Raw genomic sequence first — 23459 nt, forward strand, 5'->3', positions numbered from 1 at the left:
CGGCCGCCGCAGCTAGGCGGGCTGAAAGCCGGCCAGCGCGCGTGGATCGGGAATGCGGATGTCGCGCTTGTCGATCTCGATCAGGCCTTCGGCCTCGAGCTCGTGCAGCACGCGCGAGAAGTACTCCGGCGTGATCGACAGGCGCGAGGCGATGGTGGCCTTGCTGGCCGGCAGCGACACCGTGACCTGGGCGCTGCTGGCGCCGTCGTCATCGTCGGGCTGCTCGCGCAGCAGGTAGCCGATCACGCGCTGCATGCCGCTGTGCAGCGCATAGGCCTGCACGTCGCTCACCAGGCCGTGCAGGCGGCGTGACATGCCCGCCAGCATGCGCAGCGCAAAGCGCGGGTCGCGGTCGATCTCGCCCAGCACGGCGCGCTTGTCGACGGTGAGCAGCAGCGTGTCGGTCAGCACCTGGGCGTTCACGAAGCAGGGGCGGTCGGTGAACATCAGCGCCTCGGCAAAGCTCTGGCCGGGGCCGATCAGCTCGATCACCTTCTCCTGGCCGGCCGGCGAGATGGCAAAGAGCTTGACCTGGCCGACCACGGTGACATGGAAGGCCTCGCAGGGGTCGCCCACGCGAAACACCGAGTCGCCACGCGCCATGCGGCGCAGCGTGCAGCCCTGGGCCAGGTGCTCCAGCTCATGCGGGCGCATGTCGTTGAAAAGGGGCAGCACCGACAGGTAGCGCGGTACATCGAACGAGCGGGCTTCCATGGTCTGTGTCTCCCGACAACAAGCCCTGACAGCGGGCTTGAGGGGGCGGATTCTTCGCACACGCGCCCGGCATGGTCTTGCGTTTGGTCAAGTCCGGGCGGGCCGGCGCGGCCCCGGCACCGAGCCCGGGGGCCGGTGTGACAGCGCCGCGCCGGCGGCCTGGTCCGTTCAGCGCATCAGCTGGGCCTGCAGCATCGGCAGGCGCCTGACCAGCTCGGCCGGCCGGCGCACCAGCAGCCAGCCCTGCCGGCCAAACAGGTAGGGCAGGTAGTCGTGCGCGCGGTCGTCGATGGTCACGGCAAAGGGCAGCAGGCCGGCGGCGCGCGCGGCCTGCACCGCATGGCGGGTGTCTTCGAGGCCGTAGCGGCCCTCGTAAAGGTCCAGGTCGTTGGGCTTGCCATCGGTCAGCAGCAGCAGCAGGCGCTGGCGCTCGGGGCGCCGTGCCAGGCGCTGCGTGGCCACGCGGATGGCCGCGCCCATGCGGGTGTAGTAGCCGGGGCGGATGGCGGCCACGCGCTGGCGGGCCGCGCTGTCCCAGCGCTCGTCGAAGTGCTTGAGGTGCTGCAGCCGCACCTGCTGGCGCCGCACCGAGCTGAAGCCGAACATCTCGAAGGCATCGCCGGTGGCCGACAGCGCTTCGCCAAAGACCTGCAGCGCGTCGCGCACCACGTCGATCACCCGCTGCGCCCGGCCCTGCTCGTCCACGCCCGGCACGTAGGCATCGGTCGACAGGCTCAGGTCGGCCAGCAGCAGCGTGGCCAGGCTGCGCGCCTGGCGGCGGCGCTGCGCGTGCACCGGCGGTGCGGCATCGGCCGGCCCGCCGGCTGCGGCCCGCGGCGCGGCGCCGGCGGCGTGGCGCACCCAGGCGTCCAGATCCAGCTCGTCGCCGTCGCGCTGGGCGCGCTGCCAGGCCGGGGCCGCCCGCAGGGCCTCGAGCTGGCGGCGCGCCCGGGTGGCGGCCAGCTGCAGGGCCGGGCCGGGCGCCGGGCCGGGTGCGGCATCGGCGCCGACGGTGAACCACTGCGCGCGGCAATGGCCGGCGCGCAGCACGCGGCGCCTGAAGTCCCACTCCGGCAGCGCCAGGCCGTCGCCCAGCGGCAGGTCGTCGGCGGCGGCGCTGGGCAGGTCGAGGTCGAACTTCACCCGCGAGGCGCTGCTGCGGCCGTCGCGGGCCAGGCTCAGATGATCCAGATCGGCGGCGGCGGCCAGCGCATCGGGGTTCTCGTCGTCGTCGGTGGCGCGGTCCACGCGCACCAGCTCCGACCAGCTCAGCAGGGCCTCGGCCCGGAAGGGCAGGATCAGCGCCGCGCGGCGGCGTTCGTCGTCCACCCGGCGGGCGCGGCGCCGGGTGGCGTCGTGCTGGGCCGGGGTGGGCGCCGGCGTGGCCGCAGACGGCTCGCCGGGCGGCGCGGCGGCGGCCCCGGCCTCGGGCGTGCCGCTGGCATGCCACCACAGCCACACCGGCGCCACCTGGGCCGGCAGCACATCGGCCACGGCCGGGTCGGCCAGGTGGGTCAGGTCGGTCAGGTCGACCGGGGCCGCCAGCGCCTGCGCGCGCAGGGCGGCCTGCACCCGGGCCTCGGCCGGTGCGCCGCGCGCATCGGGCCGCTGCGCCAGCTGCGCCGCCACCAGGCGGCCATGGCGCCCGGCCAGACCGGGAAACACCTGCAGCGCACGCTGCGTCGCCAGCTGGTTGTCGCCGATCCAGCTGCCCGCCGCACCCGGCTGGTACACCGCCGCCACGGCCGCCAGCCAGACATACAGGTCGCGGTTGAGCGCCCGGCTGTCAAACACCGCCAGCTCGGGCGGCAGCGCCAGCACCTCGGCCGACCACTGCGGCAGCGGCGCCCGCGTGCCGGCATGGGCCAGGCGCTGCAGCCAGTGGCGCGCGCCGGCCGCCCCGGCCACCGCGGTGTTGCCGGCCGGCACCAGGCGCGCCGCCGCCGCGCCGCCGCCGGCGCGCAGCAGCAGGCCGAGCAGCGGCCGCATCTCGGCCAGCGTGACCACGGCCGCGGCATGCCGTGGCTCGGCGGCCCGCGTGATCGCGCGGTGCCACAGGGCGCCGATCCACTCTTCCATGCTCAGTCGCGCCGCTCGAGCGGTCGGGCCAGTGCGGGCCCGCGCTGGCGCAGGGTTTCGCGCAGGGCCCGCTCGCCCACGGCCCAGCCCAGCAGGGCCGGGCGCTGCTGCGCGCCCTGGCTGGTCTGGCAGGCGGCCAGGCAGCGCCCGCACTGCACGCACGAGAACATCATGCGTTTGATGTCGCGCGGATGCAGGCGCATCGGGCAGGCGTGGTCGCAGGCCGACCCCGGCGCGGGCGTGCAGCTGCGGCAGTCGCGCGCCGCCTCGCGGCGGAAGGCCACCACCATGCCGCGCGGGTTGGCCATCCAGGCCAGGCTTTGAAACAGGCCGACCGCGCAGCCGAAGCGGCAGAACAGGTGCCGCGCCAACGCGAACTCCAGCGTGAACAGCGTGGTGGCGATGAGCAGAAAGCGGCTCTGGTTGGCGCTCATGCGGCCCTGCAGCAGGCCCGACCACAGCTCGGCCGGCGGCAGCAGATAGCTCAGCAGCGTGATGGCCCAGACAAAGCCCATCAGCAGGCAGGCCAGCGCGAACAAGGGCCACCAGCGCCGCTGCGGCGCCCGGGCCGCCGGCGGGCCGCGGCGCTCCCACAGGCTGAAGCGGCCGCAGGCGCGGTGCAGCAGGTGGTTCAGCGCCTCCACCATGGCGAAGTGCGGGCACAGCCAGCCGCAGTACAGCCGGCCGTGGCGCCAGGCCACCGCCAGAAAGCCGGCCACCAGCAGCACCGCCGGCAGCAGGCCGCGCCACAGCATGGCCAGCGCGGTTTCGCTGGCCGTGGCACGGCCTTGCTGGAAGGCCTCGATGCCCAGCGACCAGCGCTGACCCAGCACCCACAGCTGGGTCTCGTGCAGATCGAAGCGCAGCCAGTCGAGTGCCGGCGCCAGCAGGAACAGCGCGAAAAACGCGCCCTGGAAGATGCGGCGGCGGCGCTGCAAGGCGCTTCAGCCCAGCACGGCCCGCACCAGCTCGTCGAGCGCCGCCACGGTGTCGGCATCGTCCGAGAGCGCCTGCACGATGGCCGCGCGGCAGGCCTGCTGCAGCGGCAGGCCGCTGGCCGTCAGGCGTGCGGCCATCACCAGCAGGCGGGTGCTGGCGGTCTCTTCGAGGTCGTGCTCGGTCAGGCGCCGCAGCGCCTGGGCCAGGGCCACCAGCCGGGCCGCGGTGGTGGCGTCCACCCCGCCCTCGGTGGCCACGATGGCGCACTCGACCTCGCTGGCCGGGTAGCCGAACTCGAGCGCCACGAAGCGCTGGCGCGTGCTGGGCTTCAGGCCCTTCAGCAGGTTCTGGTAGCCGGGGTTGTACGAGATCACCAGCATGAAGCCCGGCGCCGCCGCCACCCACTCGCCGGTGCGCTCGATCGGCAGCATGCGCCGGTCGTCGGCCAGCGGGTGCAGCACCACGGTGGTGTCCTTGCGCGCCTCGACCACCTCGTCGAGGTAGCAGATGGCGCCCTCGCGCACCGCGCGGGTCAGCGGGCCGTCGCTCCAGCGGGTGTCGCCGCCGGCGATCAGGTGGCGGCCCACCAGGTCGGCCGCGCTGAGGTCGTCGTGGCAGCTCACCGTGACCAGGGCCCGGCCCAGGCGCGCGGCCATGTGCTCGACAAAGCGGGTCTTGCCGCAGCCGGTGGGGCCCTTGATCAGCAGCGGCAGGCCGCAGCGCGCGGCATGCTCGAACAGCCGGCATTCGTCGGCCTGCGCCGCGTAGTACGGCAGGCCGTCGGCGGCCGCGCCGGGGCCGCGCTGCAGCACGCGGGCATCGCACAAGTCCATCACCGTCTCCTGCCGGGCCGGCGCCGGATCAATGGCCGCGCAGCGGGCTGGCGGGGCTGGTCATCAGGCCCGCACCGCCGCTGCGGCCGGCCGCCGCACGCTCGTCGGCCGACTCGCCGATGAAGAAGCTGGCCAGGTAGGTGATCAGGCCGACCAGGAAGCCCACGCCACCCACCAGGCGCAGCCAGTAGAAGAACACCAGCTGGTCCTGCGTGGCCATGAAGCCCATCGCGCCGCTGGTGGGCAGGCGCTGCAGCCACACCTGCAGGATGCCCGCGCCGGTGAGCGCCAGCACCATCACGCCCATGCCGATGGTCATGATCCAGAAGCTCCACATCTCGACACTCTGGGCGCGCCGCGGTGCCGCCTCGCGGCCGCGCAGCATCGGCATGGCGTAGCTGATCATCGCGATGACCACCAGCACGTAGGCGCCGTAGAAGGCCAGGTGGCCGTGGGCCGCGGTGATCTGCGTGCCGTGGGTGTAGTAGTTGACCGGGCTCAGCGTGTGGATGAAGCCCCACAGCCCGGCGCCCAGAAAGCCCATCACCGAGGTGCCCACGGCCCACAGCAGGGCGGCCTGGTTGGGATGCTCGCGGCGGCGGCGCTGCACCATGTTGAAGGCGAACACCGTCATCATGAAGAACGGGATCGGCTCGAGCGCCGAGAAGATGCTGCCGATCCAGGTCCAGTAGCCGGGCAGGCCGATGAAGTAGTAGTGGTGGCCGGTGCCCAGGATGCCGGTGATCAGCGCCATCGCGACGATGACGTACATCCACTTGTCGATCACCTCGCGGTCAACGCCGGTGGTCTTGACCAGCACGAAGGCCAGCAGCGAGGCCAGGATCAGCTCCCACACGCCCTCGACCCACAGGTGCACCACCCACCACCAGGCCATCTTGTCCTGGACCAGGTTGCTGGGGTTGTAGAACGAGAACAGGAACAGCAGGGCCAGCCCGGCCAGGCCCATCATCAGCACCAGGGTGATGCTGGTCTTGCGGCCCTTGAGCACCGTCATGCCGACGTTGAGCAGGAAGCCCAGCGCCACCACCACGATGCCCAGCTTGGTGGGCAGCGGCTGCTCGAGAAACTCGCGGCCCATGGTCTGCAGCAGCTCGTTGCCGGTCAGCTCGGCCAGCTTGGCATAGGGCACGACCAGATAGCCGACGATGGTGAGCGCCCCGGCCACCAGAAAGATCCAGAACAGCGCGATGGCCAGCTTCGGGCTCCACAGCTCGGTCTCGCTTTCTTCCGGCACCAGGTAGTAGGCGCTGCCCATGAAGCCGAACAGCAGCCACACGATCAGCAGGTTGGTGTGCACCATCCGCGCCTGGTTGAACGGGATGTAGGGGAACAGGAAGTCGCCGACCACGTACTGCAGGCCCAGGCTGATGCCGAACACGATCTGGCCGACGAACAGCGCCAGGGCGGCCACGAAGTAGTACTTCGCGACGGCCTGCGACTTGAATTTCAGGGTTGCGGGTTGCATCTCAAATCTCCTAGTGGCTCAGCTGCCCACCCACGCCCGGCCCTTGCATGGCCGGGCGGTGCGGCAGGCGTTCCTCCGTCCGCAGGGACGGACTCACGTCCGGCCTTACCCTTCGATGTTGGGCGGCCACTTTTCGGTGTTGATCTTGCTGCTCCAGTCGAGGAACTGCACCAGGTCCTCGAGCTGCTGCTCGCTCAGGTGGAACTGCGGCATCTGCCGGCGGCCGGGCACGCCGGTGGGCTGCGCCTTCATCCAGGCCTTGACGAACTCGGCGCCGCGGCGCGGCACCACGTTGCCCAGCTCGGGGGCGAAGTAGGCGCCCTCGCCCAGCAGCGTGTGGCAGCCGATGCAGTTGCGCGTTTCCCAGATGAGCTTGCCGCGCTCGACCGCCGGCGTCAGTGCCGCCTGGTTCGAGCGCTGCGGAATCTGCCGCGCGCTGTCGGTCACCAGCGCGATGAACAGCAGCACGAAGAAGGCCGTGCCGCCGTAGAAGATGTTGCGGGCCATCTGCTTGGTGAATCCACCACGACCGCCCCCTGTTGCGCCTGCGCCCATCGCCGGCCTCCTGCTCTGCTGAATGTGACAGGGGCACAGCCTAGTGAAGCGCCCGGCTTCGTTCCTTGAACCGGTTCAAGATTGGCCGCGCGCTGCCGGCCCGCAGCGCCCTGCAAGGCCGCAGTTGATCCGCATCAAGTCGGCCACGCCGCGCCTTGGGCACAGTGCGGCATCGATGCTTCACACCCTGGCCTGCTGCCGGGCGTGGCATCCGGCCCCCAGCCTGTAACGGCGCAGGCAACGGGGGCGCCCATGGGGTTTGCTGCGCATGCACCGCGTGCGACACCGCCCCTGACCCGTTCACCCCACCACGCTGGCGATGGCGGCCCGCAGCACGTCCGGAGCACATCCCGGGCGCAGCGGCCTGCGCCGCCGCATGGCCGGACGGCCGCAGCAGCGTGCGGCCGCATACCTCGACAACGCGGCAACGCGACAACGCGAAGCAGACATGACACCGACCGAACGCTCAGTTTTCCTGTTGTGCAACGAGACGGCCTGAGGCATGAGCATCCTCGGCGTCATCGTGCGCATCCGCCCCGAGCACCGCGACAGCACCGAGCAGGCGCTGCGCGCCCTGCCCGGCGTTGATCTGGCCCTGCCGCCCGAGGCTGGCGACGGCCGGCTGGTGGTGGTGATCGAAGACAGCCAGGGCCGGCCCGCGGCCGCCACCATGGCCGAGGTGGCGCTGTGGCCGCAGGTGCTCGGCACTGCGCTGGTCTACGAGTACTCGGGCCCCGACCTGCCCGAGGCGGCCACCACGGTGCAGGGCTATGCCGACTGGCGCAACGGCCTGGCCGATTTGAGGGCGCACAAGCCCGACGACCCGGCGCCGCCCACCCCCGAACGTGCTTGAACCAGTTCAAGGACAAGACCCCACTGGCCCCACAGCATTGCGGCCACTCCGAACGACGTCCAACGCCCACACGCACCACGCCATGCAAGCCAACCGCCGCGACTTCATCAAGACCCAGGCCCTGACCGCCACCGCCGCGGTGGCGGGCATTCCGATCGTGGTGCACGGCGCACCCGCCGCCACCGCCAGCGCGCCGCCGGCCAGCGATGGCGCGGTGCGCTGGGACAAGGCGCCCTGCCGCTTCTGCGGCACCGGCTGCGCGGTGATGGTGGGCGTGCAGGACGGCAAGGTGGTGGCCACGCAGGGCGACCCCGAGTCGCCGGTGAACCGCGGCCTGAACTGCATCAAGGGCTACTTCCTGTCGAAGATCATGTACGGCAAGGACCGGCTGACGACCCCGTTGCTGCGCAAGAAGGACGGCAAGTACGACAAGAACGGCGACTTCGTGCCGGTGAGCTGGGACGAGGCCTTCGACCTGATGGCCGCCAAGTGGAAGGACACCCTGGCCAAGGACGGCCCCACCGGCATTGCCATGTTCGGCTCGGGCCAGTGGACGGTGTGGGAGGGTTATGTTGCCTCCAAGCTGTGGAAGGCCGGCTTCCGCTCGAACAACCTCGACCCCAATGCCCGCCACTGCATGGCCAGTGCGGTGGCCGGCTTCATGCGCAGCTTCGGCATCGACGAGCCGATGGGCTGCTACGACGACATCGAGCAGGCCGACGCCTTTGTGCTGTGGGGCAGCAACATGGCCGAGATGCACCCCATCCTGTGGAGCCGCATCACCGACCGCCGCCTGTCGAACCCGCATGTCAAGGTGGCCGTGCTGTCCACCTACGAGCACCGCAGCTTCGACCTGGCCGACATCCCGATGGTGTTCTCGCCGCAGACCGATCTGGCGATCCTGAACTACATCGCGCACTACCTGATCTCGAACAAGAAGGTCAACGCCGAGTTCCTGAAGAAGCATGTCAACTTCAAGCAGGGAGAGACCGACATCGGCTACGGCCTGCGACCGGCCCATGCGCTGGAGAAGGACGCCAAGAGCAACGGCTACGCCGGCGCCGACGGCAAGCCCAAGGGCAACCCCAACGATGCCAAGCCGATCTCGTTCGACGAGTACGCCAAGTTCGTCAGCGACTACACCGCCGAGAAGGTGAGCCAGCTGTCGGGCGTGCCGGTCAAGCAGCTCGAGGAACTGGCCAGGCTGTATGCCGACCCCAAGGTCAAGGTGGTCAGCTTCTGGACCATGGGCTTCAACCAGCACACCCGCGGCACCTGGGCCAACAACCTCGTCTACAACATCCACCTGCTCACCGGCAAGATCAGCCAGCCGGGCAACAGCCCGTTCAGCCTGACCGGCCAGCCCAGCGCCTGCGGCACGGCGCGCGAGGTGGGCACCTTTGCCCACCGCCTGCCCGCCGACATGGTGGTCACCAACCCGCAGCACCGCCAGCACACCGAAGAGATCTGGGGCCTGCCCGAAGGCACCATCCCCGACAAGATCGGCCTGCACGCCGTGGCCCAGAGCCGCGCGCTCAAGGACGGCAAGCTCAAGTGCTACTGGGTCACCACCAACAACAACATGCAGGCCGGGCCCAACATCAACGGCGAGATGTACCCCGGCTGGCGCAACCCGGCAGCCTTCGTGGTGGTCAGCGACCCCTACCCGACGGTCAGCGCGATGGCCGCCGACCTGATCCTGCCCGCGGCCATGTGGGTGGAGAAGGAAGGCGCCTTCGGCAATGCCGAGCGCCGCACCCAGTTCTGGCGCCAGCAGGTCAGCGCGCCGGGCCAGTCGCGCAGTGATCTGTGGCAGATGATGGAGTTCAGCAAGCGCTTCAAGGTCGAGGAGGTCTGGCCCGCCGAGCTGATCGCCAAGAAGCCCGCGCTGAAGGGCAAGACGCTGTTCGACGTGCTGTTTCGCAACGGCAAGGTCGACAAGTTCCCGCTGGCCGAACTGGGCAAGACCAACGGCCAGTACATCAAGGGCTACACCAATGCCGAGAGCCAGGCCTTCGGCTTCTATGTGCAAAAGGGCCTGTTCGAGGAATACGCCGAGTTCGGGCGCGGCCACGGCCATGACCTGGCCCCGTTCGACACCTACCACGGCGTGCGCGGCCTGCGCTGGCCGGTGGTCGACGGCAAGGAGACGCTGTGGCGTTTCCGCGAGGGCTACGACCCCTATGTGAAGGCTGGCGAAGGCGTCAAGTTCTACGGCCACAAGGACGGCAAGGCGGTGATCTTCGCCCTGCCCTACCAGCCGGCCGCCGAGAGCCCCGACAAGGACTTCGACCTGTGGCTGTGCACCGGCCGCGTGCTGGAGCACTGGCACACCGGCACCATGACCCGCCGCGTGTCCGAGCTGCACCGTGCCGTGCCCGAGGCGGTGCTGTTCATGCACCCCGACGACGCCAAGGCGCGCGGCATCCAGCGCGGCATGCAGGTCAAGGTGGCCTCGCGCCGCGGCGAGATCGCGCTGCACGTCGAGACCAAGGGCCGCAACAAGGTGCCGCGCGGCCTGGTGTTCGTGCCCTTCTTCGACGAAGGCAAGCTGGTCAACAAGCTGACCCTGGATGCCACCTGCCCGATCAGCAAGGAAACCGACTTCAAGAAGTGCGCGGTCAAGGTGGTGCGGGCGTGAGCCTGGCCCACCCCCGTGGCGCCCGCGCGGCCTGCCCTTCGAGGGGGCCACGCCAGCAGCCCGGCCGGGCCGGATCTGCGGCCTGCGCCGGGTAACAGCCCGACTCCGAGAAACACCATGGCGATCAGTCGACGGCAGGTGCTGCAAGGCGCCGCCAGTGCCACCACCGCGGGCCTGATGGCCGGCGGTGCGGCGCTGCTCGCGCGGCCGGCGCTGGCCCGGCCGGCGCAGGCCCTGCGGCCCCCCGGTGCGCTGGCCGAGCACGACTTTCTCGGCGCCTGCGTGCGCTGCGGCCTGTGCGTGCGCGACTGCCCGCCGCAGAACCTGCGGCTCAGCACCGGTGACCGCGGTGTGGCGGTGGACGTGGCCATCGGCACGCCGTTTTTCGTGGCGCGCGACATCCCCTGCGAGATGTGCGAGAGCCTTCCCTGCGTCAAGGCCTGCCCCACCGGGGCGCTGGACCCTGCACTGACCGACATCACCCGGGCGAAGATGGGCGTGGCGGTGCTGATCGACCAGGAGAACTGCCTGAACTTCCTGGGCCTGCGCTGCGATGTCTGCTACCGCGTGTGCCCGGTGATCGACCAGGCCATCACGCTGGACAAGATCAGCAACCCGCGCAGCGACCGCCACGCCATGCTGCTGCCCACCGTGCATGCCGAGGCCTGCACCGGCTGCGGCATGTGCGAGAAGAGCTGCGTGCTCGAGCAGGCCGCGATCAAGGTGCTGCCGATGGCCATCGCCCGCGGCGCGCCGGGCCGGCACTATCGCAAGGGCTGGGACAGCGCCAACCGCCAGGGCCAGCCGCAGTACGACCTGCCGGTGCAGAACCTGCCCGCCCAGCCGGTGCCGGGTGACCTGGGCCCGCTGCGCAGTGGCAGCGCCGCCTACGACCCGGCCGGCGCCACGGCCCGCAATGCCCGCCAGGCCAGCCAGGCCGCACCGGCCGCACCCGCCGCACCTGTGGCACCTGTCGCCAGCGAGCGTGCCCGATGAACGCCGCGTCGGCCAGCCAGACCGCTGGACAAACACCCCCCCGTCCGGCGCCCGTGCCGGCGCCCGGCCGCGAGGCCGTGCAGGCCAAGGGCTGGTGGCGCGCGCACCGCCTGCTGCTGCTGCGGCGCCTGTCGCAGCTGGCCATCGTCACGCTGTTTCTGCTGGGCCCCTGGGCCGGGCTGTGGATCGTCAAGGGCAACCTCGCCAGCAGCCTGACGCTGGGCGTGCTGCCGCTGACCGATCCGTTCGCCCTGGCCCAGGTGCTGGCCACGCGCCACGTGCCCGAGCTGAGCGCGCTGCTCGGCGCGGCCATCGTCATCGCCTTCTACGGCCTGGTGGGCGGCCGCGTGTTCTGCAGCTGGGTGTGCCCGGTCAACGTGGTCACCGATGCCGCGGCCTGGCTGCGCCGGCGCCTGCAGATCGGCGGCGGCCGGGCGCCGCGCGGCCCGCTGCGCCTGTGGCTGGCCGGCGCCGTGCTGCTGGCCAGCGCCATCACCGGCCTGGCCGTGTGGGAGAGCGTCAACCCGGTGGCCATGACCCAGCGCGCGCTGATCTTTGGCGGCAGCCTGGCCTGGGGCGCCACCGCGGCGGTGTTCCTGTTCGATCTGGCGGTGATGCCGCGCGGCTGGTGCGGCCATGTCTGCCCGGTGGGCGCGGCCTACGGCCTGATCGGCCACAAGAGCCTGCTGCGCGTGGCGGCCACCCACGCCAGCCGCTGCAACGACTGCGCCGACTGCTATGCCGTGTGCCCCGAACCCCAGGTGATCGTGGCGCCCCTCAAGGGCAAGCAGGGCCACGGCCCGGTGATCACCGACCGGGACTGCACCAACTGCGGCCGCTGCATCGATGTCTGCGGCCCCGATGTCTTCCGCTACACCCACCGATTCGACACGAAGAGGGACTGACCATGCGACTCCCCACCCTGGCCCCCACCCTGGCCAAGATCCTGCTCGCCGCCACCCTGGTGGCCCTGGGCGCCCACAACGCCTCGGTGCAGGCCGCCGATGCGCCGGTGAAGATCCAGGCGCTGCGCGGCGGCACGCCGCTGACCCAGGACAACCCGCCGCAAGGCGGCCACCAGGAGCGCGACCGCGCGCCGATGGACCGCGACTTCGTGCAGCAGCCGCCGCTGATCCCGCATGCCATCCACGGCTACCAGATCACCAAGAACTTCAACAAGTGCATGGACTGCCATGCCTGGCAGAAGACCAAGAACACCGGGGCCACCAAGGTGAGCGTCACGCACTTCAAGTCGCGCGAGGGCACCGAGCTCGACAACATCAGCCCGCGCCGCTACTTCTGCACCCAGTGCCATGTGCCGCAGACCGATGCCAAGCCGCTGGTGGAAAACAGCTTCCAGCGTGCGCGGGGGCTGCAGTGATCCGCCGGCCCGAGGCAGCGGCCGGCGTGCCGGCACCGCGCATTGAAGGAGACATGACGTGAACGACCACGAGAACGACAAGAGCCGGGCCCGGCCCGGCCTGATCCGCCGCTTCTGGCTGCTGGCCACCGGCGGCTTCGGCCTGGCCTTTGCACTGGGCATCCTGTTCTGGGGCGGCTTCAACACCGCGATGGAGTGGACCAACCGCGAGGCCTTCTGCATCTCGTGCCACGAGATGCGCGACAACGTCTACGCCGAGTACCGCAACACCATCCACTACCAGAACCGCACCGGCGTGCGCGCCACCTGCCCCGACTGCCACGTGCCCAAGGAATGGGGCCCGAAGATGATCCGCAAGATCCAGGCAAGCAACGAGGTGCTGCACAAGATCCTGGGCACCATCGACACGCCGGAGAAGTTCAACGCCAAGCGCGCCGAGCTGGCCCAGCACGAGTGGGACCGCATGAAGAAGAACGACAGCCGCGAATGCCGCAACTGTCACGACTTCAGCTACATGGACTACGCCGAGCAGAACCGCCGCGCCGCCACCAAGCACCAGGTGGCCTTCAATGCCGGCCAGACCTGCATCGACTGCCACAAGGGCATTGCCCACACGCTGCCGCCGATCGAGCAGCACATCGGCGCCGACAAGGCCGCCGCGGTGCAGGCCCCGGCCATGGCCCCGGCGCACCACGCGGCCGACGAAGGCGCCAAGGCCCCTGCGGCAGGCGCCAGCGCGGCCAGCGGCGGCTGAGGGTCCGGCAAGAGGTCAGCCAGTGGGTCGGCCAGTGGGTCGGCCAAGAGGTCGGCCAAGAGGTCAACCAAGAGGTCAACCTAGGGGCCGCTGAGCGGCCACGCCGGCCGCAGCGGCCGGCGCAGCGCTCAGGGCCGGCGCGGATCGCGCCCGGCGGCCAGATCGGCCAGCGCCTGCACCACCACCGCGCGATCGGCGGTGTCGTCGGGCTGGGTGGCCAGCCAGGCCTGCAGGCGGGCCTGGGCCCGCGGCCGGTCGGCCTGCTGCAGCGCGGCCAGGCCGTCGAGCAGCAGCACGCCGGGGTGCTGCGGCGCCAGGCCCTGCGCCTGCGCCAGCAGCTGCAGCGCACGCGCGTCAAAGCGCCGCCCGGCGGCCATCAGCCGGGCCTCGATCCAGTCGATCAGCAGATCGGCATCGCCCTGCGCCAGCGCCGCCGCGCGCTCGTAGGCTTGCGCGGCCTCGGCCTGGCGGTCCAGCACGCGGTATGAGCGTGCCAGCATGGCCCACTCTTCGGGGCGCGCCTGCCCGGCCGCGGCGGCCAGCCGCCGCTCGAGCCGCAGAACCATGCTGGCGGCATCGGGCGCGGCGCGGTGCTGGGCCGGGTCGAGCGCGCGCAGCTCACCCTGGCCGGCGTACAGCGCGGCCACCGCCAGCGGCAGCCCGGCCGCCACGCCCCAGAACCACAGGCGGCGCGCACGCGGCGCGCGCGGCAGGGCCAGCGCGGCGGCAGGTGCAGCGGTAGGTTCGGCGGATGCAGTGGCGGGTGCGGCCCCGGCCGGTTCGGGCGTTCCGGCCACCGCAGCCACATCGGCCACCGCAGCCACCTCGGCCGCCGCGGTCTGCTGCGCCAGCCAGGCACCGGCCGCCGCCACGCCGGCGCCGGCCACGGCCATGAAGGGCCAGGCGCCCCAGCCCAGGGTGCTGGCGGTGGCCAGGCCGATGTCGGCGCTCATGCGCGATCTCCTGTGGGTGGGGCCGCCGGGCCGGGCAGGCGCCGGGCCGCGCGGGCCACGGTGGCCACTCCGGCCAAGGCCAGCAGCCCGGGCACCACCCACAGCAGCGCGGTGGCGGCTGTCAGCGGTGGCTGGTAGGTGACGAAGTCGCCATAGCGCGCCACCAGCCAGTGGCGCACCTGCTCGGGCGTCTGGCCCTGGGCCAGGCGCTGGGTGATCTCGCGCTTCATGTCCTGCGCCAGCGGCGCGGTTGAATCGGCCAGGCTCTGGTTCTGGCAGACCACGCAGCGCAGCTCGCGCAGCAGCTGCTGCAGCGCCTCGTCGTACGGCGCCGCCATGGTGGGCTCTGTCAGGGCCTGCGGTGTCTGCGGTGCCTGCGGGGCGGTGCCGGGCGCGGCCAGCGCCAGCGTGGCGCACAGGCCGGCCGCGCTGGCCGCCACGCGGGCCCGCAGGAGCGCTCGGCGCGCGCTCATCGGCCGGCTCCGGCCACGCCCGCCGCCAGCAGCGGCAGGATGCGCTCGCGGATCACCTGCGGCGTCAGCGCGCCGACATGGCGGTGCACGATGCGGCCGGCGGCATCGGTGACAAAGGTCTCCGGCACGCCGTAGACACCCAGCTCGAGGCCCAGGCGGCCATCGGCATCCACGATGCTGGCGTGATAGGGGTCGCCGCCCTGGCGGCTCAGCCACTGCCGGGCGGCGGCGTCGTGGTCCTTGTGGTTCAGGCCCAGCAGCTGATCGGCGCGGCCTTGCGCGCGCAGCTCGGCGGCCAGCGCCAGCAGCGCCGGGTGTTCCTCGCGGCAGGTGCCGCACCAGCTGGCCCACACGTTGATGACCCGCGCTCGCCCCGCCAGTGCGGTGTGGCGCAGCGCCGGGCCTGCCGGCGCGGCCTGGGCGGCCGGATCGGCGGCGCCCAGGCGGGGCAGGTCAAAGGCCGGGAAAGGCTGGCCCAGCAGCGCCGAGGGCAGCGCCGTCGGGTCCTGCCGCAGACCCAGCGCCAGCAGACCCAGCAAGGCGGCCACCGCGCCCAGGGCCAGCCCCAGCGGCCAGCGCCGGCGCGGCGTGGCCGTTGGCGGCAGCGCGGGCTGGGGCGGCGCCGCGGCGGCGGAGGCGGAGGCGGATGCTGAAGCAAGGCTCATGTCGGGTCTCCAGCCCAGGTGTGGGGCCTGCGGGTGGGCAAGGCGGCGTGGGGCGCCGCGCCGGGGCGCGGCAGCGGCTGCCGGTAGCGCCGGGCCAGCGCGGCAATGGCCGCCCCCAGCGCCATCAGCAGCGCGCCTGCCCAGACCCAGCGCATCAGCGGCTTGACCTGCAGGCGCAGCGTCCAGGGCGCCTGGCGCAAGACCAGGGCGTCGGCCTGGGTGGCCGTGGCGCGCCCGGCCGTCAGGCCCGCCGCGCCGGCCGGCAGCACCGGTTCGCCCAGTGCCACATAGAGGTCGCGCCACAGGCCCGGCACGATGGCCGATTCGCTGGTGGGCATGGCCGCGCCGGGGTAGGCGCGCTTTTCGGGCTGCAGCGCCAGCGCGGCCTGGCCCGGGCACTGCAGCGTGAAGCGGCCGCGCAGCGCGTCGTAGTTGGCCCCTGGCAGCGGCCGCACGCCGTCAAAGCGCAGCAGGCAGTCACCCAGCCGGGTCTGCTCGCCCGGCGCCAGCGTGGCATCGCGCTCCTGGCCATGGCCGTTGACCATGGCCACCCCGGCGGCAAACACCGCCACGCCCAGGTGGGCGATCGTCATGCCCCAGGCACTGGCCCCCAGCCGGCCCAGGCGCGGCAGCGCATGCGCCAGCGTGGCGCCAGCCAGCCAGCCGGCCAGGCACAGCGTGAGCCACACCGCCGGCCTGACCTGGCCAAACCGCGCCTGCAGCAGCCAGGCCAGCGCCACGCCCGTCAACGCCAGCGCCAGGCCGGCCAGGGCCGGCCGCGGCAGCCGGGTGTGCCAGGCCTGCTGGGGCCGCTTGGCGGTGTGCGGCGCCTGCGCGGCCTGGGTGGTGCCATCGCGGCGCAGCCGGGCGCCACCCCAGCGCAGCCAGGGCGCCAGGCCGGCCAGTGCCAGCAGCGGCAGCAGCAGCGGCTGCAGCACGGCGTCAAAGTACGGTGCGCCCACCGACAGCTTGCCGGCCTGCAGCGCATCGATGGCCAGCGGGTACAGCGTGCCCAGCAGCACCGAGCCGCAGGCCGCCATCAGCAGCGCGCCGGCCAGTGCCAGGCCGGCCTCGCGCGAGGCCAGCGTCCAGGGGCCGGGCGCGCGGCGCGCGGCCAGCCGCGCGGCCTGCGTGCCCAGCAGCGCGGTGGCCACCAGCAGCGTGGCGGCCACCATCGCCAGCATCCACACGCCGCGGCGCGGATCGCTGGCAAAGGCATGCACCGAGGTCAGCACCCCCGAGCGCACGAGGAAGGTGCCCACCAGGCTGAGCGCGAAGGCTGCCACCGCCAGCACGCCGGTCCACAGCGCAAAGCTGCCGCGCTGCTCGCGCGCGGGCAGCACGTGCAGCAGCGCGGCCAGGGCCAGCCAGGGCATCAGCGAGGCGTTCTCCACCGGGTCCCAGAACCACCAGCCGCCCCAGCCCAGTTCGTAATAGGCCCACCAGCTGCCCAGCGCAATGCCCAGGGTCAGGCAGGCCAGCGCGGCCAGCACGAAGGGCCGCAGCAGGCGCACCCAGGCTTCGTCGGCGGTGGGCCGCAGCAGCCGCGCGATGACCACGGCAAACGGCACCACGGTGCCCACATAGCCCAGGTACAGCAGCGGCGGATGGAACACCAGGCCGGGGTCCTGCAGCATGGGGTTGAGGTCTTGTCCGTCCTGCGCCGCGGGCAGCAGGCGCAGAAAGGGGTTCGAGGCCAGCAGCACGAAGCCCAGCATGGCCACCGACACGGCGCCCAGCACGCCCACGCTGCTGCGCGCCAGCGCGGCGTCGCGCCGCTGCAGCACCGGGGCGGCCAGCAGGCTCCAGCCGGCCAGCACCAGCGCCCACAGCAGCATCGAGCCCTCGTGGCCGCCCCACACCGCCGCCAGCCGGTAGACCAGCGGCAGCTGGGCATTGCTGTGCTGGGCCACGTAGACCAGCGAAAAGTCGCGCTGCGCAAAGGCCGCGGCCAGCGCCACGAAGGCCCCGGCCACCGCCAGCGCCTGCACCCGCAGTGCCGCTGCCGCCAGGCGCGGCGGCGCGCCCCAGGCAGCCGGCGCCAGGCCGGCCAGCGCCTGCAGCGCGGCCGCGGCAAAGGCCAGCACCAGGGCCAGCTGGCCCAGCTCGCCGGTCATGGCCGGGCCCCCAGGGGCGCCGCGGCGGTGGCCTGCGGCGGCATCTCCACGCCGGGCGGGCGGTAGTTCTCGTCGTGCTTGGCCAGCACCTCGCTGGCCAGCAGGCTGCCATCGGGCTGCAGCCGGCCCTGCGCCACCGCCCCCTGGCCCTCGGCAAACAGGTCGGGCAGCACGCCGCGGTACAGCACCGGCACGGCGTGGCGGCGGTCGGCAATGACGAACTGCACCTGCATGCCGTCGGCCCCGCGCCGGATCGAGCCGGCCTGCACCATGCCGCCCAGGCGCAGCTGCTCGCGGCCGGCGGCCTCGCCGGCCAGCACCTGGGCCGGCGTGACAAAAAACACCAGGTTGCTGCGCAGCGCGCGCGCGGCCAGCGTGCCGGCCACACCCAGCAGGCCCAGCACGGCCAGGCCCAGCAGCAGGCGGCGGTGGCGCGGCTTCATGGCCGAGCCTCCGGGCCCTGCGCCAGGCCGGCTTCGGCCTGCTCGCGCCGCAGCCAGGCCCACTCGGCGGCCAGGGCCAGCGCGGTGAGGGCCACGGTGGGCCACACATAGGCGCCGTGGCGCCCCATGCGCGCAAAGGCCGCCAGATCGGGCCACCAGGGGGTGAGCAGGGTGTTCAACCAGTCAGGCATGGCCAGGCGCTCCGTGGACGGTGTGGTGGCTGGCCCGCCCCAGCGGGGCCGCTGCGCTGGCGGCCATGGCGCTGACGGCGGGGCCTGGCCCGCTGGCCTGGCCGCGCAAGGCGTCGAGCCAGTGGCTGGCCCGCTGGCGCGCGGCCAGGCGCAGCCGGAAGCGGCGCAGCACCACGGCGGCCGTCCAGGCCCAGGCGGCAGCACTGCACAGCAGCAGGGCCACCAGCATCGGCGTGGCCATGCGGGCGCCGCTGCTGGTGATGGTGGCGCCCTGGTGCAGCGTGTTCCACCACTGCACCGAGAAGTAGATGACCGGCAGGTTCAGCGCACCCAGCACCGCCAGCAGCGCGGTGCTGCGGTCGGCGCGCTCGGGGTCGTCGTGCGCGCGCTGCAGCGCCAGCTGGCCCAGCACCAGCAGCAGCAGCAGCAGCGAGGAGGTCAGCCGCGCATCCCACACCCACCAGCTGCCCCACATCGGCCGGCCCCACAGCGCCCCGCTGGCCAGGCTCAGTGCCGCCCACAGCGCCGCGCTGGGCCGCAGCGCCTGCGCCATCACGAACGACAGCCGGGTGCGCCAGACCAGGCCCACGGCGCTCCACAGCGCCAGCATGGCGTAGCAGAACATGGCCAGCCACGAGGCCGGCACATGCAGGTAGATCAGGCGGTAGCCCTCGCCCTGCACGGCATCGGCGGGCGTGACCACGAAGCCCAGCCACAGCCCCGGCACGGCCAGGGCCAGCGCCAGCCACGACAGCGGGCGGATCAGGCGCCGCGCCAGCGCATCGGCGCGGGGCGGGCTGGCAAACCAGAACACGATTCGGTTCAGCGACATGGTCTTGCTCCGCTCATTCCTCTATCGCCGCGGCCACCGCGGCCGCCGCGGTGCAGGGCGCCAGCACCGCGGCCAGCGCCAGCAGGGCGCCCAGCAAAGACAGCTCGGCTGCGGCCGGCAGGCCACGCTGCGCCTGGGCCACGGCCAGCGTGCCGAACACCAGCGCCGGCGTGGCCAGCGGCAGCACCAGCAGCACCGCCAGCGCAGCCTGGCCGCGCGCGCCGGCGCACAGTGCCGCGGCCGCGGCGGCCAGCAGGGCCAGCACGCCGGTGCCCAGCGCCAGCGCCAGCAGCAAGGTGCCCAGGGCCTGCGGCGCCAGCGCGAACTGCAGCGCCACCAGCGGCGCCACCAGCAGCACCGGCACCGCGGCCAGCACCCACTGCACCGCCATGCGCGCGGCCATCAGCAGCGCCAGCGGCACGCCGGCCAGGCGCCACTGGTCGAGCCAGCCGCTGCGCAGGTCGTCGTCGAACAGGCGCGCGCTGGCCAGCAGCACGGCCAGAAACGCCGCCACCCACAGCACACCGGGCGCCAGCAGCTGCAGCGTGGCCGCCTCGGGCCGCAGCGCCAGCGGGAACAGGCTGGTCACGACGACAAAAAACACCGCCTGCAGCGCCAGATCGGCCGGGCGCTGCCAGGCCAGCTGCCATTCGCGGCCGACGATGGCCCGCAGCGCCGGCGTCCAGTGCCGATCGGCCGCGGCCTGCAGGCCGGCCAGCGGCAGCGCGGCGGATGGCGGGGTCAGGCCCATGCCAGGCCCGCTGACCGGCTGGACGATGGCGCGCGGGCCGGCGGCGGCGCCGCGGCGGCCAGCCGCAGCACCTGGGCCCCGCTCAGGGCCGCGGGCAGCGCCTGGTGCGAGCTGAGCACCACCGCGCCGCCGCGCCGCAGCTGGGCCTGGCACAGGGCGGCCAGCCAGTCGCAGCCGGCCGAATCCAGCGCATCAAAGGGTTCGTCCAGCAGCCACACCGCGCGCGGCAGCAGGGCCAGCACCGCCAGCGCCACCTTGCGCCGCTGGCCGGCCGACAGCGTGCGCAGCGCCTGCGCGGGCGGCACCTGCAGCTGCGCCAGCTGGGCGTCGATGCGCGCGGGCAGCGTGCCGCCGTCGGGCTCGCCGGCCAGCATCAGCCACTGGTGCAGGTTGCGCCGGGCGTCCAGCGCGTCGGCCAGCGGCAGCGTGTGCCCCAGCCACCACAGCCCGGCAGCCGGGCGCTGCAGCCGCACCTGGCCCAGCGCCGGCGGCCGCAGGCCGGCCAGCGTGCGCAGCAGCGTGGTCTTGCCGCAGCCATTGGGGCCCTGCACATGCAGCAGCTGCCCAGCCTCCAGGTTGAGCGACAGCGGCCCCCACAACGGGCGGCCGGCGCGCGCCGCCACCAGGCCCTGCGCCTGCAACAGCAGCGGCGCAGCGGCCCGACCCGCGCTGGCGGCTGGGGCTGGGGCTGGGGCTGGGGCTGGGGCTGGGGCTGGAGCTGGAGCAGGTCTGGGGGCGGGCCCGCAACCGGCAATGGCAATGGAAATTGCGATTGCGATGGCAATGGCAATGGCAAGCCGGACGGCTCGCACGCAAAGACGCAGGGTGACGGCATGGCAACTGGCGTTACGCCGACGTGCCGTCATTGGCGCGTCGCAGCGGAGTCGCCATTGTGGGAAGCCGCTGCGTCGTCGGACTTGACTCAGGTCAAGCCGGACTCTCGGCCACGGCCCGTGCCGGCACCGGGGCGCTCAGCGCCGAACTCACTGCAACGTTGACCGCGGCGCTCACCGCGACATTGACCGCGACATTGACCGCGGCGATGGACGCGGCAGGCACCAAGGCCGGTGCCGCGGGCCGCACCGCCAGCGCGGCCGCCAGCACCGGCTGCAGCGCCAGCACCGTGCCCACCACGATCAGCGCCGGCGCCTGCACCTGCTGCGCCAGCACGCGCGCCGGCAGCGTGGCCAGGCTGCCATGGGTGATGCGCTGGTCCGCCGTGCTGGCGCGCTCGATGGTGGCCGCCGGCGTGGCGGCCGGCAGGCCATGGGCCACCAGGGCCGCGCAGATCTGCGGCAAGGCGCGCAGACCCATGTAGAACACCAGGGTCTGGCCGGGCCGGGCCAGCGCCGGCCAGTCGAGCGCGGGCTCGCCGCCGGCCTCGTCGTCGCGCCCATGGCCGGTGGCCAGCACCAGGCGCTGGGCATGGTCGCGGTGGGTCAGCGGCAGGCCGAAGGCCGCCGCCGCGCCCTGCGCCGCGCTGATGCCGGGCACCACCTCGAAGGGGATGCCGGCTGCGGCCAGCGCCTCGGCCTCCTCGCCACCGCGGCCGAACACGAAGGGGTCGCCGCCCTTCAGCCGCACCAGCGCCCGCCCGCCGCGCGCCAGCGCAATCATCAGCGCCGTGATCTCGTGCTGGCGCAGCGCATGGCGGCCGCAGCGCTTGCCCACGTCGATGCGCCGGGCCTGCGGCGGCACCAGGTCGAGCACGCCGGGGCCCACCAGGGCGTCGTGCAGCACCAGCCCGGCCTGACCCAGCAGGCGAGCGGCCTTGACGGTCAGCAGATCGGGGTCGCCGGGGCCGGCGCCCACCAGGCTCACGCGGCCCGGCGGGCGCAGGCCGCAGGGCCGGCAGGGCGGGGCTGACAGGTCGTCATCGATGCGTCGCATGGCGCCTCCGGTTTGCGCTGGATGGGGTGAGTCGATTCTTGGCAGCGCCTGCCGGAGCGTCCTTGAACTGGTTCAAGGACGCCCGGCCGCTGCGCCGCAAGCATGCGTGCCACGACAAGGAACCAACCCAAGGAGTGGACACATGCCCGCCAAGCTTCTCCGACTGAACCCCCTGGCCGCCGTGCTGGGCACCGCCATCGCGCTGAGCGCCCTGGCCCCTGCGATGGCGCAGGACAAGAAGGCCGTCACACCGGCCGAGATGAACTACCAGGCCGGCGCCTCGCCGCTGGGCGCCGAGCCGATGGTGCAGAGCAGCCACCCGAAGGCACCGCCGATGACCCAGGCCGAGTTCGACCGCGCGCGCCAGATCTATTTCGAGCGCTGCGCGGGCTGCCATGGCGTGCTGCGCAAGGGCGCCACCGGCAAGCCGCTGACCCCCGACCTCACCCAGGCCAAGGGCACCGACTACCTGAAGGTGTTCATCGCCTACGGCTCGCCGGCCGGCATGCCCAACTGGCTGACCAGCGGCGACTTCGACGACAAGACGGTCGACCTGATGGCGCGCTACATCCAGCACGAGGCGCCCACGCCGCCCGAGTTCGGGCTCGAGCAGATGAAGGCCACCTGGAAGCTGATCGTGCCGCCCGAGGCCCGGCCCAAGAAGAAGATGAACGGCTACAACATCGCCAACATCTTCAGCACCACGCTGCGCGACACCGGCGAGGTGGCCCTGATCGACGGCGACACCAAGCAGATCATCAACATCGTCAAGACCGGCTACGCGGTGCACATCAGCCGCCTGTCGGCCTCGGGCCGCTACCTGTTCGTGATCGGGCGCGACGCCAAGATCAACATGATCGACCTGTGGATGCCCAAGCCCGACAACGTGGCCGAGATCCGCGTGGGCCTCGAGGCCCGCTCGGTGGACACCAGCAAGTACAAGGGCTACGAAGACCGCTACGCCATTGCCGGCAGCTACTGGCCGCCGCAGTACACCATCATGAACGGCGACACGCTGGAGCCGCTGAAGATCGTGTCGACCCGCGGCAACACGGTGGACAAGCAGGAGTACCACCCCGAGCCGCGCGTGGCCTCGATCGTGGCCAGCCACTACAAGCCGGAGTTCGTGGTCAACGTCAAGGAGACCGGCCAGACCCTGCTGGTCAACTACTCGGACATCGATGCGCTGAAGGTCACCACCATCGGCACCGCGCGCTTCCTGCACGACGGCGGCCTGGACTCGACCGGCCGCTACTTCATGGTGGCCGCCAACCAGAGCAACAAGATCGCCGCGGTCGACCTGAAGGAAGGCAAGCTGACCAAGCTGATCGAGGTGGGCAAGATCCCGCACCCCGGGCGCGGCGCCAACTTCGTGCACCCGAAGTTCGGGCCGGTGTGGGCCACCGGCCACCTCGGCGACGAGACCATCTCGCTGATCGGCACCGACCCGGCCAAGCACAAGGCCCAGGCCTTCCAGGTGGTGGAGACGCTCAAGGGCCAGGGCGGCGGCAACCTGTTCATCAAGAGCCACCCGAAGAGCCAGCACCTGTACGTGGACACGCCGCTGAACCCCGATCCGAAGCTCTCGCAGTCGGTGGCGGTGTTCGATGTGAAGAACCTGGCCAAGGGCTTCACCGTGCTGCCCATTGCCGAGTGGTCCGGGCTGAAGGACGACGGCGCCAAGCGCGTGGTGCAGCCCGAGTACAACAAGGCCGGCGACGAGGTCTGGTTCGCGGTGTGGAGTGCCAAGAACAAGGAGAGCGCGATGGTCATCGTGGATGACAAGACGCTCAAGCTCAAGGCCGTGATCAAGGACCCGCGCCTGATCACGCCCACCGGGCACTTCAACGTGCACAACACCCAGCACGACGTTTACTAGTCCCCCCCCGAAGCGGCCTGGTGGCCGCTGGGTT

General features: G+C 72.4%; 23 protein-coding genes. 7 read left to right on the forward strand and 16 right to left on the reverse strand.

From position 1 onward, the window contains the following. Positions 1-12: 12 nt before the first annotated feature. The 6 genes from N4G63_RS26190 to N4G63_RS26215 form a co-directional block, all read right to left on the reverse strand. Positions 13-714, reverse strand: coding sequence for a Crp/Fnr family transcriptional regulator (locus N4G63_RS26190; protein WP_314600686.1), 702 nt, complete (start codon positions 712-714; stop codon positions 13-15). A gap of 168 nt (positions 715-882) precedes the next feature. Further along, a complete protein-coding gene (locus N4G63_RS26195; protein ID WP_314600687.1) occupies positions 883-2793 on the reverse strand; it encodes a nitric oxide reductase activation protein NorD in 1911 nt (636 codons plus the stop codon). A 2-nt stretch (positions 2794-2795) separates the two neighbouring features. Continuing rightward, on the reverse strand, positions 2796-3731 hold the full coding sequence (locus N4G63_RS26200) for a 4Fe-4S binding protein (RefSeq protein ID WP_314600688.1): 936 nt from the start codon (positions 3729-3731) through the stop codon (positions 2796-2798). A gap of 6 nt (positions 3732-3737) precedes the next feature. Next, a complete protein-coding gene (locus tag N4G63_RS26205; RefSeq protein WP_314600689.1) occupies positions 3738-4565 on the reverse strand; it encodes a CbbQ/NirQ/NorQ/GpvN family protein in 828 nt (275 codons plus the stop codon). 28 nt (positions 4566-4593) lie between these two features. Beyond that, the gene (locus N4G63_RS26210) at positions 4594-6051 is read right to left on the reverse strand and encodes a cbb3-type cytochrome c oxidase subunit I (protein ID WP_314600690.1); all 1458 of its coding nucleotides are present in this window, start codon (positions 6049-6051) and stop codon (positions 4594-4596) included. A 105-nt stretch (positions 6052-6156) separates the two neighbouring features. Further along, complete coding sequence (locus N4G63_RS26215; RefSeq protein WP_314600691.1) at positions 6157-6558, reverse strand: c-type cytochrome; 402 nt, start codon at positions 6556-6558, stop codon at positions 6157-6159. A gap of 550 nt (positions 6559-7108) precedes the next feature. Here N4G63_RS26215 and N4G63_RS26220 point away from each other — a divergent pair. From N4G63_RS26220 to N4G63_RS26245, 6 genes are all read left to right on the forward strand, one after another. Further along, positions 7109-7459, forward strand: a complete 351-nt coding sequence (locus tag N4G63_RS26220; protein WP_314600692.1) for a chaperone NapD — start codon at positions 7109-7111, stop codon at positions 7457-7459. A gap of 82 nt (positions 7460-7541) precedes the next feature. After that, positions 7542-10100 carry a nitrate reductase catalytic subunit NapA gene (gene napA, locus N4G63_RS26225; RefSeq protein WP_314600693.1) on the forward strand — a complete coding sequence of 853 codons (2559 nt, stop codon included), beginning with the start codon at positions 7542-7544 and terminating at the stop codon, positions 10098-10100. A 117-nt stretch (positions 10101-10217) separates the two neighbouring features. Then, positions 10218-11096, forward strand: a complete 879-nt coding sequence (napG, locus tag N4G63_RS26230; protein WP_314600694.1) for a ferredoxin-type protein NapG — start codon at positions 10218-10220, stop codon at positions 11094-11096. After that, positions 11093-12001 (forward strand): quinol dehydrogenase ferredoxin subunit NapH, encoded by a 909-nt coding sequence (gene napH, locus N4G63_RS26235; protein WP_314600695.1) that lies wholly within the window; start codon positions 11093-11095, stop codon positions 11999-12001. The genes napG and napH overlap by 4 nt, the downstream gene beginning before the upstream one ends. A 2-nt stretch (positions 12002-12003) precedes the next feature. Continuing rightward, a complete protein-coding gene (locus N4G63_RS26240) occupies positions 12004-12477 on the forward strand; it encodes a nitrate reductase cytochrome c-type subunit (protein ID WP_314600696.1) in 474 nt (157 codons plus the stop codon). A gap of 58 nt (positions 12478-12535) precedes the next feature. After that, positions 12536-13231 carry a NapC/NirT family cytochrome c gene (locus tag N4G63_RS26245; RefSeq protein ID WP_443112116.1) on the forward strand — a complete coding sequence of 232 codons (696 nt, stop codon included), beginning with the start codon at positions 12536-12538 and terminating at the stop codon, positions 13229-13231. Between the two features lie 128 nt (positions 13232-13359). Here N4G63_RS26245 and N4G63_RS26250 read toward each other — a convergent pair whose 3' ends face one another. From N4G63_RS26250 to cobA, 10 genes are all read right to left on the reverse strand, one after another. Continuing rightward, the gene (locus tag N4G63_RS26250; protein WP_314600697.1) at positions 13360-14184 is read right to left on the reverse strand and encodes a tetratricopeptide repeat protein; all 825 of its coding nucleotides are present in this window, start codon (positions 14182-14184) and stop codon (positions 13360-13362) included. Next, complete coding sequence (locus tag N4G63_RS26255; RefSeq protein WP_314600698.1) at positions 14181-14657, reverse strand: cytochrome c-type biogenesis protein; 477 nt, start codon at positions 14655-14657, stop codon at positions 14181-14183. The genes N4G63_RS26250 and N4G63_RS26255 overlap by 4 nt, the downstream gene beginning before the upstream one ends. Then, positions 14654-15322, reverse strand: a complete 669-nt coding sequence (locus N4G63_RS26260) for a DsbE family thiol:disulfide interchange protein (RefSeq protein WP_314600699.1) — start codon at positions 15320-15322, stop codon at positions 14654-14656. The genes N4G63_RS26255 and N4G63_RS26260 overlap by 4 nt, the downstream gene beginning before the upstream one ends. Further along, on the reverse strand, positions 15319-17439 hold the full coding sequence (locus N4G63_RS26265) for a heme lyase CcmF/NrfE family subunit (RefSeq protein WP_314600700.1): 2121 nt from the start codon (positions 17437-17439) through the stop codon (positions 15319-15321). The genes N4G63_RS26260 and N4G63_RS26265 overlap by 4 nt, the downstream gene beginning before the upstream one ends. After that, the gene (ccmE, locus tag N4G63_RS26270; RefSeq protein WP_314600701.1) at positions 17436-17882 is read right to left on the reverse strand and encodes a cytochrome c maturation protein CcmE; all 447 of its coding nucleotides are present in this window, start codon (positions 17880-17882) and stop codon (positions 17436-17438) included. The genes N4G63_RS26265 and ccmE overlap by 4 nt, the downstream gene beginning before the upstream one ends. After that, on the reverse strand, positions 17879-18073 hold the full coding sequence (gene ccmD, locus N4G63_RS26275) for a heme exporter protein CcmD (RefSeq protein ID WP_314600702.1): 195 nt from the start codon (positions 18071-18073) through the stop codon (positions 17879-17881). The genes ccmE and ccmD overlap by 4 nt, the downstream gene beginning before the upstream one ends. Next, positions 18066-18905, reverse strand: a complete 840-nt coding sequence (ccmC, locus tag N4G63_RS26280) for a heme ABC transporter permease CcmC (protein WP_314600703.1) — start codon at positions 18903-18905, stop codon at positions 18066-18068. Before ccmC ends, ccmD begins: the two co-directional genes overlap by 8 nt. Positions 18906-18918: 13 nt before the next feature. Further along, positions 18919-19656, reverse strand: coding sequence for a heme exporter protein CcmB (locus N4G63_RS26285; protein WP_314600704.1), 738 nt, complete (start codon positions 19654-19656; stop codon positions 18919-18921). Next, positions 19647-20297: a heme ABC exporter ATP-binding protein CcmA gene (gene ccmA, locus N4G63_RS26290; RefSeq protein WP_314600705.1), complete on the reverse strand. Its 651-nt coding sequence runs from the start codon at positions 20295-20297 to the stop codon at positions 19647-19649. Before ccmA ends, N4G63_RS26285 begins: the two co-directional genes overlap by 10 nt. Before the next feature lie 286 nt (positions 20298-20583). Then, positions 20584-21546 carry a uroporphyrinogen-III C-methyltransferase gene (gene cobA, locus N4G63_RS26295; RefSeq protein WP_314600706.1) on the reverse strand — a complete coding sequence of 321 codons (963 nt, stop codon included), beginning with the start codon at positions 21544-21546 and terminating at the stop codon, positions 20584-20586. 223 nt (positions 21547-21769) lie between these two features. On the opposite strand from cobA, the gene N4G63_RS26300 reads away from it, so the two are divergent. After that, positions 21770-23425, forward strand: a complete 1656-nt coding sequence (locus N4G63_RS26300; RefSeq protein WP_314600795.1) for a cytochrome D1 domain-containing protein — start codon at positions 21770-21772, stop codon at positions 23423-23425. The last annotated feature ends 34 nt before the right edge of the window (positions 23426-23459 follow it).

It is taken from the genome of Aquabacterium sp. OR-4, assembly GCF_025290835.2.
Lineage (GTDB): Bacteria > Pseudomonadota > Gammaproteobacteria > Burkholderiales > Burkholderiaceae_C > Pseudaquabacterium.

What these genes read in the sequence shown, in the direction of transcription:
- N4G63_RS26195 (WP_314600687.1), bottom strand. Translation starts at nt 2,793, where the DNA reads ATGGAAGAGTGGATCGGCGCCCTGTGGCACCGCGCGATCACGCGGGCC.
- N4G63_RS26215 (WP_314600691.1), bottom strand. Translation starts at nt 6,558, where the DNA reads ATGGCCCGCAACATCTTCTACGGCGGCACGGCCTTCTTCGTGCTGCTG.
- cobA (WP_314600706.1), bottom strand. Translation starts at nt 21,546, where the DNA reads ATGCGACGCATCGATGACGACCTGTCAGCCCCGCCCTGCCGGCCCTGC.
- ccmC (WP_314600703.1), bottom strand. Translation starts at nt 18,905, where the DNA reads ATGTCGCTGAACCGAATCGTGTTCTGGTTTGCCAGCCCGCCCCGCGCC.
- napH (WP_314600695.1), top strand. Translation starts at nt 11,093, where the DNA reads ATGAACGCCGCGTCGGCCAGCCAGACCGCTGGACAAACACCCCCCCGT.
- N4G63_RS26260 (WP_314600699.1), bottom strand. Translation starts at nt 15,322, where the DNA reads ATGAGCCTTGCTTCAGCATCCGCCTCCGCCTCCGCCGCCGCGGCGCCG.
- N4G63_RS26190 (WP_314600686.1), bottom strand. Translation starts at nt 714, where the DNA reads ATGGAAGCCCGCTCGTTCGATGTACCGCGCTACCTGTCGGTGCTGCCC.
- ccmD (WP_314600702.1), bottom strand. Translation starts at nt 18,073, where the DNA reads ATGCCTGACTGGTTGAACACCCTGCTCACCCCCTGGTGGCCCGATCTG.
- N4G63_RS26265 (WP_314600700.1), bottom strand. Translation starts at nt 17,439, where the DNA reads ATGACCGGCGAGCTGGGCCAGCTGGCCCTGGTGCTGGCCTTTGCCGCG.
- ccmE (WP_314600701.1), bottom strand. Translation starts at nt 17,882, where the DNA reads ATGAAGCCGCGCCACCGCCGCCTGCTGCTGGGCCTGGCCGTGCTGGGC.
- N4G63_RS26255 (WP_314600698.1), bottom strand. Translation starts at nt 14,657, where the DNA reads ATGAGCGCGCGCCGAGCGCTCCTGCGGGCCCGCGTGGCGGCCAGCGCG.
- N4G63_RS26250 (WP_314600697.1), bottom strand. Translation starts at nt 14,184, where the DNA reads ATGAGCGCCGACATCGGCCTGGCCACCGCCAGCACCCTGGGCTGGGGC.
- N4G63_RS26220 (WP_314600692.1), top strand. Translation starts at nt 7,109, where the DNA reads ATGAGCATCCTCGGCGTCATCGTGCGCATCCGCCCCGAGCACCGCGAC.
- napA (WP_314600693.1), top strand. Translation starts at nt 7,542, where the DNA reads ATGCAAGCCAACCGCCGCGACTTCATCAAGACCCAGGCCCTGACCGCC.
- N4G63_RS26205 (WP_314600689.1), bottom strand. Translation starts at nt 4,565, where the DNA reads ATGGACTTGTGCGATGCCCGCGTGCTGCAGCGCGGCCCCGGCGCGGCC.
- N4G63_RS26240 (WP_314600696.1), top strand. Translation starts at nt 12,004, where the DNA reads ATGCGACTCCCCACCCTGGCCCCCACCCTGGCCAAGATCCTGCTCGCC.
- napG (WP_314600694.1), top strand. Translation starts at nt 10,218, where the DNA reads ATGGCGATCAGTCGACGGCAGGTGCTGCAAGGCGCCGCCAGTGCCACC.
- N4G63_RS26285 (WP_314600704.1), bottom strand. Translation starts at nt 19,656, where the DNA reads ATGGGCCTGACCCCGCCATCCGCCGCGCTGCCGCTGGCCGGCCTGCAG.
- N4G63_RS26210 (WP_314600690.1), bottom strand. Translation starts at nt 6,051, where the DNA reads ATGCAACCCGCAACCCTGAAATTCAAGTCGCAGGCCGTCGCGAAGTAC.
- N4G63_RS26300 (WP_314600795.1), top strand. Translation starts at nt 21,770, where the DNA reads ATGGCGCAGGACAAGAAGGCCGTCACACCGGCCGAGATGAACTACCAG.